Origin of the sequence: Streptomyces acidicola (assembly GCF_009377235.1) — a bacterium.
Lineage (GTDB): Bacteria > Actinomycetota > Actinomycetes > Streptomycetales > Streptomycetaceae > Streptomyces > Streptomyces acidicola.
The window spans coordinates 1-12,550 of sequence record NZ_VMNX01000001.1; the positions used below are offsets into that span (position 1 = coordinate 1).

At 73.2% G+C, this 12,550-nt stretch carries 12 protein-coding genes; 7 read left to right on the top strand and 5 right to left on the bottom strand.

Annotated elements, in window-relative coordinates; translation table 11 throughout:
* On the top strand, positions 1 to 224 hold a 224-nt coding region (locus tag FPZ41_RS00005), incomplete at its 5' end, for a hypothetical protein (protein ID WP_194235926.1).
* A gap of 16 nt (positions 225 to 240) precedes the next feature.
* Positions 241 to 1,464 carry an aminotransferase class I/II-fold pyridoxal phosphate-dependent enzyme gene (locus FPZ41_RS00010; protein ID WP_152857811.1) on the top strand — a complete coding sequence of 408 codons (1,224 nt, stop codon included), beginning with the start codon at positions 241 to 243 and terminating at the stop codon, positions 1,462 to 1,464.
* A 165-nt stretch (positions 1,465 to 1,629) separates the two neighbouring features.
* On the opposite strand, the gene FPZ41_RS00015 is transcribed toward FPZ41_RS00010, so the two are convergent.
* Positions 1,630 to 2,256 carry a DedA family protein gene (locus tag FPZ41_RS00015; RefSeq protein ID WP_152857813.1) on the bottom strand — a complete coding sequence of 209 codons (627 nt, stop codon included), beginning with the start codon at positions 2,254 to 2,256 and terminating at the stop codon, positions 1,630 to 1,632.
* Between the two features lie 49 nt (positions 2,257 to 2,305).
* Positions 2,306 to 3,079, bottom strand: coding sequence for an MBL fold metallo-hydrolase (locus tag FPZ41_RS00020; protein WP_322619701.1), 774 nt, complete (start codon positions 3,077 to 3,079; stop codon positions 2,306 to 2,308).
* Positions 3,080 to 3,163: 84 nt separating this feature from the next.
* Here FPZ41_RS00020 and FPZ41_RS00025 point away from each other — a divergent pair, with 84 nt between their 5' ends.
* Positions 3,164 to 3,598 carry a hypothetical protein gene (locus FPZ41_RS00025; protein WP_152857817.1) on the top strand — a complete coding sequence of 145 codons (435 nt, stop codon included), beginning with the start codon at positions 3,164 to 3,166 and terminating at the stop codon, positions 3,596 to 3,598.
* A gap of 50 nt (positions 3,599 to 3,648) precedes the next feature.
* Here the strand turns inward: FPZ41_RS00025 and uppS are convergent, their stop codons facing one another.
* The 3 genes from uppS to FPZ41_RS49755 are packed head-to-tail and all read right to left on the bottom strand — an operon-like array spanning position 3,649 to position 6,541.
* Complete coding sequence (gene uppS / locus FPZ41_RS00030) at positions 3,649 to 5,430, bottom strand: polyprenyl diphosphate synthase (RefSeq protein WP_152857819.1); 1,782 nt, start codon at positions 5,428 to 5,430, stop codon at positions 3,649 to 3,651.
* Entirely contained in the window at positions 5,415 to 5,864 is a 450-nt protein-coding gene (locus FPZ41_RS00035; protein WP_152857821.1) for a DUF6114 domain-containing protein, read from the bottom strand. The genes uppS and FPZ41_RS00035 overlap by 16 nt, the downstream gene beginning before the upstream one ends.
* Positions 5,855 to 6,541 carry a DUF6230 family protein gene (locus tag FPZ41_RS49755; RefSeq protein ID WP_152857823.1) on the bottom strand — a complete coding sequence of 229 codons (687 nt, stop codon included), beginning with the start codon at positions 6,539 to 6,541 and terminating at the stop codon, positions 5,855 to 5,857. The genes FPZ41_RS00035 and FPZ41_RS49755 overlap by 10 nt, the downstream gene beginning before the upstream one ends.
* A 264-nt stretch (positions 6,542 to 6,805) precedes the next feature.
* Between FPZ41_RS49755 and FPZ41_RS00045 the strand changes: the two genes are divergently transcribed.
* From FPZ41_RS00045 to FPZ41_RS00060, 4 genes are all read left to right on the top strand, one after another.
* Positions 6,806 to 8,887 carry an alkaline phosphatase family protein gene (locus FPZ41_RS00045; protein ID WP_322619702.1) on the top strand — a complete coding sequence of 694 codons (2,082 nt, stop codon included), beginning with the start codon at positions 6,806 to 6,808 and terminating at the stop codon, positions 8,885 to 8,887.
* Between the two features lie 161 nt (positions 8,888 to 9,048).
* On the top strand, positions 9,049 to 10,110 hold the full coding sequence (locus FPZ41_RS00050) for an ATP-binding protein (RefSeq protein ID WP_152857825.1): 1,062 nt from the start codon (positions 9,049 to 9,051) through the stop codon (positions 10,108 to 10,110).
* Between the two features lie 9 nt (positions 10,111 to 10,119).
* Positions 10,120 to 11,964 (top strand): vWA domain-containing protein, encoded by a 1,845-nt coding sequence (locus FPZ41_RS00055; RefSeq protein ID WP_322619680.1) that lies wholly within the window; start codon positions 10,120 to 10,122, stop codon positions 11,962 to 11,964.
* A 72-nt stretch (positions 11,965 to 12,036) separates the two neighbouring features.
* Complete coding sequence (locus FPZ41_RS00060) at positions 12,037 to 12,462, top strand: OsmC family protein (protein ID WP_131562081.1); 426 nt, start codon at positions 12,037 to 12,039, stop codon at positions 12,460 to 12,462.
* Positions 12,463 to 12,550 lie beyond the last annotated feature (88 nt).

Sequence of the window (12,550 nt, forward strand, 5' to 3'; positions counted from 1 at the left end):
ACCTGGATCTGGACCCGGACCCGGACCCGGACCCGGACCCGGACCCGGACCCGGACCAGGACCGGGATCTGGATCTGGATCTGGACCCGGACCTGGACCTGGATCTGGACCCGGACCCGGACCCGGACCCGGACCCGGACCCGGACCCGGACCCGGACCAGGACCGGGATCTGGATCTGGATCTGGACCCGGACCAGGACCAGGACCGGGCACCACTCCACTGACTGCGCGGAGGCACCGATGCGGAGGACGGAACCGGAGGGACACGGACCCGTCCGCTACGGCCCGCCCCTCCCCGACCAGGGGCTCCCCGTTCTGCCCGGCCTCGCGGCCCGTCTCTCCGCCGCCGCGGACCGCCCCGGCGCCGAACCCACCGGCGGCGGCGCCGCCCTCCTCGACGCGGCCTGTGGTTACTGGGCGCGGCGGGGACTGCCCACCGCGCGGGAGATGGTGGCCGCCGCCCCCGGCGCCCCCGCACTGCTGCTCGCGCTGACCGCCGTGTTCGGCGGCGACGTCCTGGTCCCACGGCCGTGCGCCGCCTGGTGGGCGCCCGAGACCCGGGCTCTGGGAAGATCCGCCTTCCACGTGGCGACTCCGGCCGAGTGCGGCGGCATCCCGGACCCGTACGCGCTGCTGGAGACCCTCCGCAGGATCCGCGACGAGGGAGGCGATCCGCGCCTGCTCGTCCTGTGCGTCGCCGACGACCCCACCGCCACCGTCGCCCCGCCCGAGCTGGTGCACGAAACCGTCGAGGCCGCCGAGGCCGAGGGCCTGCACCTGGTCAGCGACGAGTCCTGGCGCGACACCGTGCACGAGCCGCACGACACCGTGCTGCTCAGCCCCGCCGAGATGCTGCCCGACCGGGTCACCGTGGTCACCGACCTCGGCGGCCCCTTCCTGCCGCTCGGCTGGCCCGCCGCCGTCGCCCGTTTCCCGGACACCGACGCCGGCATCGGACTGCGGGCCCACGTACTCGACGTGCTCACCGCGCTCGGCGCCCGGATCGCCACGCCGGTCGCCGCGGCCGCCGCGTACGCGCTGGGCGAGCCCGCCGAGGTCACCGCCCGCCTCACCGCCGCCGTACGCCTGCACGCGCGTGTGGCCGCCGCCGCGCACCACGCCGTCACGAGCGCCGGAGCGCTCGCGCTGCCGCCCCGGGCCGGCCGGCACCTGTACGCGGACCTCGGCCCGCTGCGGTCCGCGCTCACCACGCACGGCGTCGGGGACGCACAGGAACTGGAGGACTTCCTCACCGCCCGCCTCGGTATGCCCGCACCCGGTGGACACCGCTTCGGAGACGATCTTGAGGCGCTGCGCGTCCGGCTGTCGACGAGTGCCCTGCTCGGTGCCACGGCCGAGGAGCGGGCCGCGTCCCTCGCGTCCCCCGAGCCCCTGGAATTGCCGCACGTGGTTCGCGCGTTGACCTCGTTCGGATCGGCCCTCGACGGTCTCCGATCTCGGTGACGACGCTCAGCGACGGGAGCCTCCCCGATGACACAGCAGCCCGAGTCGACCACGACCACGGGCAGGGGTACGACCACGGGCAATGCACTCCGTTGCCGGGTACGAGAATGACCAGGCCGACGTGAACCCCCTTACCGGGCAGGGGAGATCACACACGCCACCGGCTCACTGGGAGGCGGCCCGGCGCATCCTGCGCCACACGCTCGGTGCGGCGCTGATCAACAGGGTCAGCGCGACCGCCGCCACCACGCCCTGCCACGGCTTGGCGAAGAGGGAACCGCCGAGGATGCCGATGAGCTGGTACGTGACGGCCCAGGCCAGGCAGGCCGGGAGGTCGCCGCGGGCGAAGCGGCGCAGCGGCAGCTCGGCCAGCAGGCAGGCCAGCATCACCGGGATGCGGCCCGCCGGCACGAGCCGGGACAGGACCAGGACGGTCACGCCGTGGTCGTCGAGTTTCTCCTGGGCCTGGGCGAGCCGGTCCTCGGGCGCGCGCCGACGGATCGCCTCCAGCCAGCGCGAACCGTTCCTGGACCGCATCCCGCGCCGGCCCAGCCAGTACAGCGCGATGTCCCCGAGGAACGCGGCGCACGACGCCGTCACGAACACCAGCAGCAGCGCGAACGGCGCCGTCTGGTGGAAGGCCACCACCGCGGCCGAACTCACCAGCGCCCCCGTCGGCACCACCGGCACCAGCGCCCCGAGCAACACCAGTACGAACAGCGTCGGGTAACCGATCGCCTGCTGTGTGGACTCGGTGGGCACGGTCGAACCCGCCGCGGCCAGAAGCATCATGGGCGGACCTCCGGAGCCACCGACCGTACCGCGGTGTGCCGGCCATGCCTCACCGTGCCGCCCCCGGCCGGACGCGCTCTCCGTGTCCCAGGCGGTGCACGGTCACCTCGGGGGCATGGGCGGAGGCGAGGCGGACGAACTCGTCGCCGGGGGAGTGGAATTCATGGGGGCGCACGGCGTCCAGACCGATCGGCCAGTACGTGCCGTAGTGCACGGGCACCGCACTGCGCGGCATGAGCCGCGCGAGCGCCTGTGCCGCGCGCCCCGCGTCGAGATGCCCCGGACCGAGGAACGGTCCCCAGCCGCCGACCGGCAGCAGCGCCACGTCGACCGGGCCGACCTCCTGCGCCATCGACTCGAACAGGCCGGTGTCCCCGGCGAAGTACGTCCGCGCGGCCCCCTCGATCACAAAGCCCACGGCAGGCGACCGGTGCGGGCCGAGCGGCAGTCGCCGCCCGTCGTGCCGCGCCGTCACCGTGCGAAGGACCAGGTCGCCGACGCGGGTCTCGTCGCCGGGCGCCACTTCGGTGAGCCGGAGATGGTCGAGCCTGCGCAGCCCCGGCACCTGGCGCGGCGCGCCCCTCGGCACCAGCAGCCGGGTACCCGGCGCGAGCCGCGCGAGCGAGGGCACGTGCAGATGGTCGGCGTGCAGGTGCGACACCAGCGCCACATCCGCCACCGCGGCCTCGGCCGGGGGCGGCGCGCCCCGGCGTCTGCGCAGGTGCGCGAGCCGGCGCGCGAACAGCGGATCCGTGAGCACCCGCGTACCCGAGTCCTCGACCGTGCAGGTGGCATGGCCCCACCAGGTGATCTCCACCGGCACTTCCATTGCCTCCCTCGCGCGACTCCCCCCGAGCCTACGGGCAGGAGTAGGGTCTGCGGCGAACCCGGAGGTGAGGGGGACTCCATGGGAGACGTGAGGCGTGCCTTCGGCCGGCCGCAGGTCGTGCGGGTCGCGGCCATCGCCGGCCTGACGCCGTTGGAGGAACTGGAAGCCGACCCCTTCCTGGTGGACTCCCGCAGCCAGCACGCCATGTGCGCCCGCTGGGCCGCCGAGCGCGGGTACGTGATCACGCGCGAACTCCTCGTACGCGGACTGCGCCCCGACCACTGCGCCCTGTGGTCCGACGTCGAGGCCGGTCTCGTCGACCTGTTCGTCGCCCCCAGCCGCCGGGTCCTGGAGCGGGCCCTGACCGACGTCGACGAGTTCACCGCGGAGTGCGCGCGCCGGGGCGTGCGGGTCGAGACGGTCGGCCGCGCCGAGCCCCTGTACGACGCCCAGATGAAGGCCCGGGTGCACCGCCGCCTGTCCATGCCGACGGCGGGCTACGACGGCCGCTGACGCCTGTGCGGGTCCCGTGCGCCCGCACAGGAGGGCGTGGCGCAGCTCTGTCACACCGGTGCGGGTGCGGAGGACCGGGGCTGTTCGGGCACCCGCGGAGCGCTGCCGAAGCGGCGCCGGCGGTGGGTGTAGGCGGTGACCGCCTGCCACAGGTCGCGGCGGTCGGTGTCGGGCCAGAGCGCGTCGGTGAAGTGGAGTTCGGCGTAGGCGGCGTGCCACGGCAGGAAGTTGGAGACGCGCTGCTCGCCGCCCGTGCGCCACAACAGGTCGACGTCGGGCAGGTCCGGCAGCGACAACTGCGCGGCGAGGTCGGCCTCGTGGATGCGGGCGGGGTCGATCTGGCCGGAGGCGGCCCGGTGGGCGAGGGCGCGGGCGGCGCGGGTGAGTTCGGCGCGGCCGCCGTAGTTGAGACAGAGGGTGAGGGTGAGGCGCGTCTGGTGGCGGGTCTCGTGCTGGACGCGCAGGAGTTCGTCGACGAGGTCCTCGGGCAGGCCCTCGGGGCTGCCCGCCCAGCGCGCGCGTACCCCGTACTGCGCGAACCTGTGGGTGCGCAGTTCCTCCCGGCAGAGTGCGAACAGCTCGGAGACCTCGTCCGTCGACCGCTTCCAGTTCTCGGTGGAGAAGGAGTACAGCGTCAGGTACGGAAGGCCGAGCTCCAGGGCCCCGTGGAAGGCTTCGCGGACGGCCGTGGACCCCTCGCGGCGGCCCTCACTGCGCGGCAGGCCGCGCTGGGTCGCCCAGCGGCCGTTGCCGTCCATGATGACGGCGACGTGGCGGGGCAGTTCGCCCGGGGCGAGGGACGGGGGGCGTGCGCCGCCGGGGTGGGGCGGTGGTGATGTGACCGGGCCGGACTCCACGACGACGGTGCCGCGCGACTCGGCCGGGGGCGGGGGAGTGCGGTGGTCGACGGGGCACGAGAGCAGACGCCGGGCGAGAGCGGTCTGCGCGCGTGCGGGCGCCAGGAGACGCCAGCGGGTGACGCGGGAAGGAACGGTCGGCTGGTGCAGCAGCTTGCCGCCGGCTGCGTCGACGGCGTCCAGCCGAGCCAAGAAGAGCCTGGTGGCGGCGTCGAAGACGACGGCCGGACCCGGCGGCAGCCCGCCCAGGAGCTCCGGCTGGTGCAGCCAGTGGCGGGCCCGGCCGGTCAGATGGGAGACGAGGTCGCGGACCGCCGGGGTGTACCGGCCCGCACGGAGGTCGTCCTCGGCGCCGGGAAAGGAGGCCAGGACGTCCGCGGGCAGGAGGAGTTCGCCGCGGGACAGGTCGTCGCCGAGGTCGGCGAGCGTGTCGGTGAGGTACAGGCCGTCGAGGTAACGCCGGTAGCTCTCGGTGCGGTCCAGCCACAGCGGGATGTGGACGCCCGCACGGGCGAGCAGGCGCAGACCCTCGACGGCCCAGCTGTGGTTGGTGCCGCGGACCCATGAGCTCCACTGCGCCCAGGTGGCGAACTCCCGGCCGCCGGTGTCCGCGGCGAGGGTCGTGAACGAGCGGTGCAGCGTGCCGAGATCGAGGTCCCAGCGGTGGACGGTGTCGACCAGGGCGTGCCGTACGGGGTCGTCGCTGCGGCCGCCTGCGAGGTCGCCGTCGAGCTGCGTCGTCCAGGCGTGCAGCCGGGCGGCGCGTTCGGCCCGGTCGGTGCCGGGGTCGTCCGCGATGTCGTCGGCGGCGGCGAAGGCGGCCCACATGGCCCACCAGGCGGGGCGCAGCGCCGGCGGCGTGAGCTGCATGACGGCGTACTCGACCGGGTCACGTCTGCGCACGGCGCGACGGCAGTGACGGTAGGCGGCGCGCAGCGCGCGCTCGTTGCTGCTGGAGGTCAGGCGGTCCGGCATGCCTTGTTGCTTCCTTTTTCTACTGGGGTTTCCACTGGGGCGGATTGCGGTGCTGGGGGAGCGGGTGGTGTCCAGGCGAACGCGAGGCAGCCGCCGAGGACGCCCAGCGCGGTGCCGAGGAAGAGCCCGCCGAGGTTGCAGGTGAGCAGGGCGAGCACCGACAGAACGGTGGCCAAGAGGCCGGCCAGGGCGTGCAGCGCCGGGAAACGCATCAGGGCGACGCCGCTCAGCAACAGGGGCAGGCTCACCCCGAGTCCGGCCGAGCCCGCGACGCCCGGCTGGAGCAGGGCGACGGGGGTGCCGAGGAACGGCAGCACGATCAGCCAGCCACCCGCCGCGGTGACGAGGACGGCGGCGCCGAGCGGACGGGTCCTGCACCAGACGGCCGCGCCCGACCACCCCGCGCGCCGGACCGGGAGCCTGGTCAGAAGCATTCCGCTGCTCCCGGCACCAGACGCAGGCTCAGATCCCGCAGCTCGAAGGACCCCGCAGTGCCGCGCCAGCCGCTGAACTTCGGTTCGCGCACCACCACGCGTGCCGTGCTCGCCAGGAACCCGCCCGGACCCTGTCCCGACGAGGGCCGGCCGAGAGCCTGGGCGGTCACGTCGGTGAGGTCGACGCGGCCCCGCACGTGGTCGGCGTCGACCGACAGCCCGGTGGCCCTGACCGGTTCCGTGGTGCCGGCGCGCACGCGGACCGTCATCTCGCCCACCGGGGTGGGGACGAGCACGCTCACGCACAGGTTCTCCAGCTCCGCCTCGCGGGCGGTCACCGTCACCACGGGGTGCCTGCCGCCGCCCGGCTCGGAGTTGACGCCCGGGACGGCTGTGAAACCGCTGCCCTCCATCCGGTCGCCCGAGACCTTGAACGCCTCTCCCGAAGCGGCCACCGACGCCGCCACGGCGCCCTGCGCCACGGCCGCCGTCAACGCCGCAACCGAGGCCGCCGCCGGAGCCATCAGCAACCAGAACCGGCCCCAGCGCCGCCCGGCCCGCCCGGTCGACGGCAGGCCTTGCGGAGCGCCCGCCGGAGCGCCCGCCGGTGTGTCCGCCGGGGCGTCCTTCGGCACGTTCGTCGGGATGTCTTTCGGGATGCCGTTCGTATGATCCACGCCGTGTTGCAACGGGCGGGCCCGCATCGCGACACGGCGCACCCGTCATCCGGACCCGAAGGGATCGCTTTGGCCGGCGGCAAGTGACCTGTCGTGCCTCTGGTTCGTTCTTCCGTTCTTCCGCCTTGTACGTTCTTCCGCCGTGCGCGCGCCGGCGCACAGCCGCTCCGGGTTTTTACACCCGATGTCGAACAACCATCCCCGCCCGTTGTGACAGGCTGGAACGAGGCCCGCGCGGTGGGCGGGCCGGGACGTGAGGTGGCTGTGGGCGGTGGGCGTTGGCGACGCGTACTGAGCGGGGTCTGGCGGAGTATCGCGGTGTGGGCCGTGTCCACCGTGACGATGCTCGTGCTCGCCGGGGCGTTGCCCGACTTCCAGTTGCAGTCCGACAACGGCGACAGCGCCACCACGATCGCCGTGACCGCGGCGTTCGGCGCCGGGGCCTTCGGTCTGCTGTCCTCCCTGGTGTGGCCGCTGCTGGTCCGGCTGCTGCTCCTCGTACCCGCCCTCGTCCTCGGGCTGCTGGTGTTCTTCCTGAACGGGTCGCTGCTGCTGCTCGCCCTGCGGCTCAACCCGTCCGGGCGCGGCGACGTCGCCCCGGAGACGGCCGTGGTCGTGGCCGCCGTGATGTCAGCCGTCGCCTCCGCCACGGGCGCCGCGCTCGCCGTACGGGACGACGACGCGTACAGACGGCGGCTGTACCGTCTCTCCGACCGGCGCCGCAGACACGCCCACGACCACCCGGGACCGGTCGGCCCCGGCACCGTGTTCGTCCAGCTCGACGGTGTCGGGCACGAGATGCTTCAGGCCGCCGTCGACAAGGGCCTGATGCCCACCGTGGCCCAGTGGCTCGGCCGGGGTGGCGGCCGGCCCGCCACCCACCGCCTCACCCCCTGGCGCACCGACTGGTCCAGCCAGACCGGCGCCAGCCAGCTCGGCATCCTGCACGGCACCAACCACGACATCCCGGCCTTCCGGTGGTACGAGAAGGAAAGCCGTGAGGTCGTGGTCTGCAACCGGCCGTCCAGCGCGGCCGAACTCCAGCGCCGTGCCGTCGGGCGCACCGGCGACACCGGCCTCCTCACCCTCGACGGCGCCAGCCGCGGCAACCTCTTCAGCGGCGGCGCCGACCAGCTCGCCCTCGTCCTGTCCATCGCGGCGCGCAGGGGGAAGGACAACCGGTCCCGGGCCGGATACTTCGCCTACTTCTCCGACCCCGCCAACGCCGTGCGTACCGCCATGTCCTTCGTCGCGGACGTCTTCCGCGAGACCGGGCAGTCCACGCGTGCCCGGATGCGCAAGCAGCGTCCCCGGGTCAAGCGTGGCGGCCTCTACCCCTTCATCCGTGCCTTCGCGACCGTCGTCGAGCGTGACGTCGTCGTCGCCGCGGTGATCGGCGACATGCTCGCGGGCCGCGCCGCGATCTACGCGGACCTGGTGGCGTACGACGAGGTCGCCCACCACTCCGGCCCCGGCAGCCGGGACGCCGAGCAGGTGCTCGAACGGCTCGACCGCTCCCTCGCCCTGATCGAGAAGGTCGCCGAGCACGCCCCGCGCGCGTACCGCATCGTCGTCCTGTCGGACCACGGGCAGAGCCCCGGCGAGACGTTCCTCGCCCGTTACGGCCTCTCCCTCGGCAACCTCGTCCGGGCCGGCTGCGGACTGCCCGTGCCGCGCAGGGCGCAGCGCACCCACAGCGGGGCCGAGGCGCGGGCGGCGGTGCGGGCCGCGCTGCGCAGGCCGGTCGAGGAGGGCGGCGAGCAGCACCGGCCTTCGCGCCGCTCCGAGCCGATCGTGCTGGCCTCCGGCAACCTCGGACTGGTGTCGTTCCCCGACGTGCCCCACCGGATGAGCAAGGAGGAGATCGACCGGCGGTACCCGGCGCTGCTGTCCACGCTCGCCAACCACCCCGGCATAGGGTTCGTCCTGGTCGGGAGCGACGAGTACGACGGTGTCGTGCTCGGTGCGCACGGCGCGGAGATCCCCGTGGCCGAGCTCACCGACGAACACCCGGGTCCGCTCGCCGACTTCGGGCCCGGCGCCACCGCCGCCGTACGGCGCACACACGACTTCCCGCACGTCGCCGACATCATGGTCAACTCCTGGTACGACCCGGACAGCGGCGAGGTCCTCGCGTTCGAGGAGCAGATCGGCTCGCACGGCGGCCTCGGCGGGGCCCAGGCCAGGCCGTTTCTGCTGTCGCCCGTCACGTTCTCCGCTCCGGTCGAGGACGCGGAGGAACTCGTCGGCGCCGAGCACGTCCACCGCGTGCTGCGCCGCTGGCTGCGCGAGTGCAGCGGCCCCCAGATCCCGCTGGAGGCGGAGCCCAAGCGACGGGCCGCCTGAACAGTCCGGTTTCCGACCGCTTCCCGACGGTTCCCGACCGTTTCCGACCGCCTCCCGAAAAAAGCGAGTGACGACCGCAACCATCAATTGAGAACCTCAATGGCGAGCAACCACATCCGCGAGAGCGGCGCCGGCTTAGGCGCAGAGAGGGGGCCGCTGCTTTGCAGGCAGCCGTCACCGTCACACCCTCCCGTATTCCGGAACTACTCCTCGGTCTTGCCACCGTGCGGCCGGTGTTCATCTGGGGCGCTCCCGGCATCGGAAAGTCCTCCCTGGTAAGGGAGTTCGCCGAGTCGCTGGGCCTGGAGTGCGTGAGCCTGCTCGGCACCCAGCTCGCTCCCGAGGACCTCATCGGCGTGCCCCAGATCCGCGACGGGCGCTCCGTGTTCTGCCCGCCGGAGGCGATCGCCCGCGACGAGCCGTACTGCCTGTTCCTCGACGAGCTGAACGCGGCGACGCCGGACGTGCAGAAGGCGTTCTACTCCCTCATCCTGGACCGCCGCATCGGCACCTACGAGCTGCCGAAGGGCTCGATCGTGATCGGTGCCGGCAACCGCGCGACGGACAACGCCCTGGCCCGCCCGATCGCCTCCGCGCTGGTCAACCGTCTCGCCCACGTCCACCTGGAGGCGTCGGCGAAGGACTGGCTGGGATGGGCGGCGGTGAACGGCATCCACCCCTGGGTCCTCGACCACCTCACCGACCGCCCCGACCACCTGTGGTCCAAGCCACCGAAGACCGAGGAGCCGTTCTCCACGCCCCGCTCATGGCACATGCTCTCCGATGCGCTGCACTCCTTCGGCCGGGCGCTCGACGAGGAGACCCTGAAGGTCCTGGCCCACGGCACGCTGACGCCCGCGCACGCCGTCGCCTTCTGCGGCTACGTCAAGATCGTGCGCAGCCAGTACGGCATCGAGGCCGTCCTCAAGGGCGAGGCCCGCTGGCCCAGCCGCCCCCAGGACCGCGACCTGCTGTACTACCTCGCCGAGTCCTTCCGCGGCCGCCTCATCAAGGAGCTCCCCGCGAGCAAGGAGCACCTCTCGGCGAACGGCCGCCAGACCGCGTACCGCGCCAAGTCGCTGCTCGTCCAGCTCGCCGAGATCTCCGTCGAGGTCGCCCAGAGCGTCATCGCCTCGGACGCCGACGGCAACCCGGTGCTGCCCGCCTGGTTCCTGGTGGAGGCGGCCCGGGACATGCCGCGGCTGGTCGAGGCGCGACGGTGAGGGGTGCCGGTGAGCCGTACCCGTAAGAAGGCAAGCGAGTCGACGAAGCCGGACCCCGCCACGGAGGCGTTCGCGGACGGGGTGCGGCTCGCCTGGGCCAACCCTGCGATCGCCGCCCTGGAGGCGAAGCTGTGCCGGGGCAAGCAGACCTGCCGGGACCCGGGGACCGACCAGGCTCAGGAGACATGCGGGTACGCCCCGCGTGACGGCCTCGTCCGCGTCGACTCGAACGGAATCCTGCACGCCCACCCCACCCGCCGTGCCGAGCCGGACGACTGGGCCTGGGCGATCGCCCACGGCGTCATCCACCTCGGCTTCGGGCACCTCCCGGCGGCGAAGGGCGACCGTGCACAGCCCGACCGCTTCGACCTCGCCGCGCGCTGCGCCGTCGTCAACCGGTTCCTGCTGAGCTTTCCGGTGGGCCGCACCCCCGCGGACCTGCCCGCCACCTACCCGGACGGCGACGAGGAGCAGCTCGCCGCACGCTGGCGCCGGAGCGGCATCCCGGCCACGTACACGCACTGCGGTACGGCGGGCGGAGAGCCCGACCAGCTCCTCGTGCCCTCGGACAGATGGGGCGGGCAGCCCGCGGACTGGCAGCTCGCCTTCGCGTACGCGCTCACCCGCACGATGTCCACGGCGATGGACATGGCGGGCGGCCGCCGGGACTCCATGTCGGGAGGGCCCACGCGCAAGCGGCCCTGGCAGTGGGCCCTGGAGTGGTTCATCTCCTCCTACCCCCTGCTCGGCGGCATCGCGGCCGGCATCACGATCGTCGCCGACGCCGAACTCGCCCGCGCCCACGGCATCTCCATCGCCGCGGTGAACGCGGAGGCGGGGGAGATCTACATCAACCCGCTGCGTGAGTTCGAGGACGAGGAGTGGCGCTTCGTCCTCGCCCACGAGATGCTGCACGCCGCCCTGCGCCACGGCGACCGCTGCGGCACCCGCGACCCGTTCCTGTTCAACATCGCCGCCGACTACGTCATCAACGGCTGGCTGTGCGAGATGCAGGTCGGCACGATGCCGGACGGGCTGCTGCACGACCCGCAATTGGCCGGCCTGTCGGCCGAGGAGGTCTACGACCGGATCGCCAAGGACCTGCGCCGGATGCGCCGTCTGTCCACCCCGCGCGGCAAGGGCGTGGGCGACATCCTCGGCGGCCCGCTCGGCAGCCCGCGCGACTACGTCGATCTGGACGAGTTCTACCGCAGGGGACTCGCCCGGGGCCTCGACCTGCACCAGCACCAGGAACGCGGTTTCCTGCCCGCCGGTCTCGTCGAGGAGATCCGCACGCTCAGCCACCCGCCGCTGCCCTGGGACGCCCAACTGGCTCGCTGGTTCGACGAGTTCGTCCCCCGCCCGGAGCCGGTACGGACGTACGCGCGCCCCTCGCGCCGCCAGTCGTCCACGCCCGACATCCCGCGCGCGGGCCGCTACTTCCCGCCCGAGGAGATCGCCCGGTGCACCTTCGGCGTCGTCCTCGACACCTCCGGCTCGATGGACCGCGTCCTGCTCGGCAAGGCGCTCGGCGCGATCGCCTCGTACGCCGAGGCCCGCGACGTGCCGGCCGCCCGAGTCGTGTTCTGTGACGCGGCCCCGCACGACGCCGGCTATCTGCCGGTCACGGAGATCGCGGGGCGTGTCCGGGTGCGGGGGCGCGGCGGCACGGTCCTCCAGCCCGGTATCGATCTGCTGCACCGTGCGGACGACTTCCCGCCGGGCGCGCCGGTCCTCGTCATCACGGACGGCTGGTGCGACGTCCTGCGGGTGCGCCGCGAGCACGCGTACCTGATCCCACAAGGTGCTCGCCTGCCGTTCACCCCCCGTGGGCCGGTCTTCAGGGTGAGGTGAGGCAGAGTGTGATCGGATGGGGCCCAGGAACCCCGGGTACCCCCCTCGGGACCGCTCGCGAAAGGAATAACCGTGGCAACCACGCGCTCCGCACACACCGTGTGGGAAGGCAACCTGCTTGAGGGCAACGGCGTCGTGACCTTCGACTCCTCCGGCATCGGCGAGCAGCCGGTGTCGTGGCCGTCGCGCGCCGAGCAGGCGAACGGGAAGACCAGCCCCGAGGAGCTGATCGCCGCCGCCCACTCCAGCTGCTTCTCCATGGCGCTGTCGCACGGCCTGGCCGGTGCCGGTACGCCGCCCACCAAGCTCGTCACCTCGGCCGACGTGACCTTCCAGCCGGGTGAGGGCATCACGGGTATCCACCTCACCGTCGAGGGCTCGGTCCCGGGCATCGACAACGACGCCTTCGTCGCCGCCGCGGAGAACGCCAAGGCCAACTGCCCGGTCAGCCAGGCGCTCACGGGCACCACGATCACGCTGTCGGCGAAGCTCGCCTGACACCCGTACCTCGCCGGATGCCGCGCCCGCCGTACGGGCGCGGCATCGTCGTTTCCGGACATGCGGCATTGACATTACTCCACTCAAG

Bases quoted from the DNA above. Each gene is read 5' to 3' on its own strand.
- FPZ41_RS00015 (WP_152857813.1), bottom strand. From the start codon at position 2,256: ATGATGCTTCTGGCCGCGGCGGGTTCGACCGTGCCCACCGAGTCCACA.
- FPZ41_RS00035 (WP_152857821.1), bottom strand. From the start codon at position 5,864: ATGCTTCTGACCAGGCTCCCGGTCCGGCGCGCGGGGTGGTCGGGCGCG.
- FPZ41_RS00010 (WP_152857811.1), top strand. From the start codon at position 241: ATGCGGAGGACGGAACCGGAGGGACACGGACCCGTCCGCTACGGCCCG.
- FPZ41_RS00025 (WP_152857817.1), top strand. From the start codon at position 3,164: ATGGGAGACGTGAGGCGTGCCTTCGGCCGGCCGCAGGTCGTGCGGGTC.
- uppS (WP_152857819.1), bottom strand. From the start codon at position 5,430: ATGCCGGACCGCCTGACCTCCAGCAGCAACGAGCGCGCGCTGCGCGCC.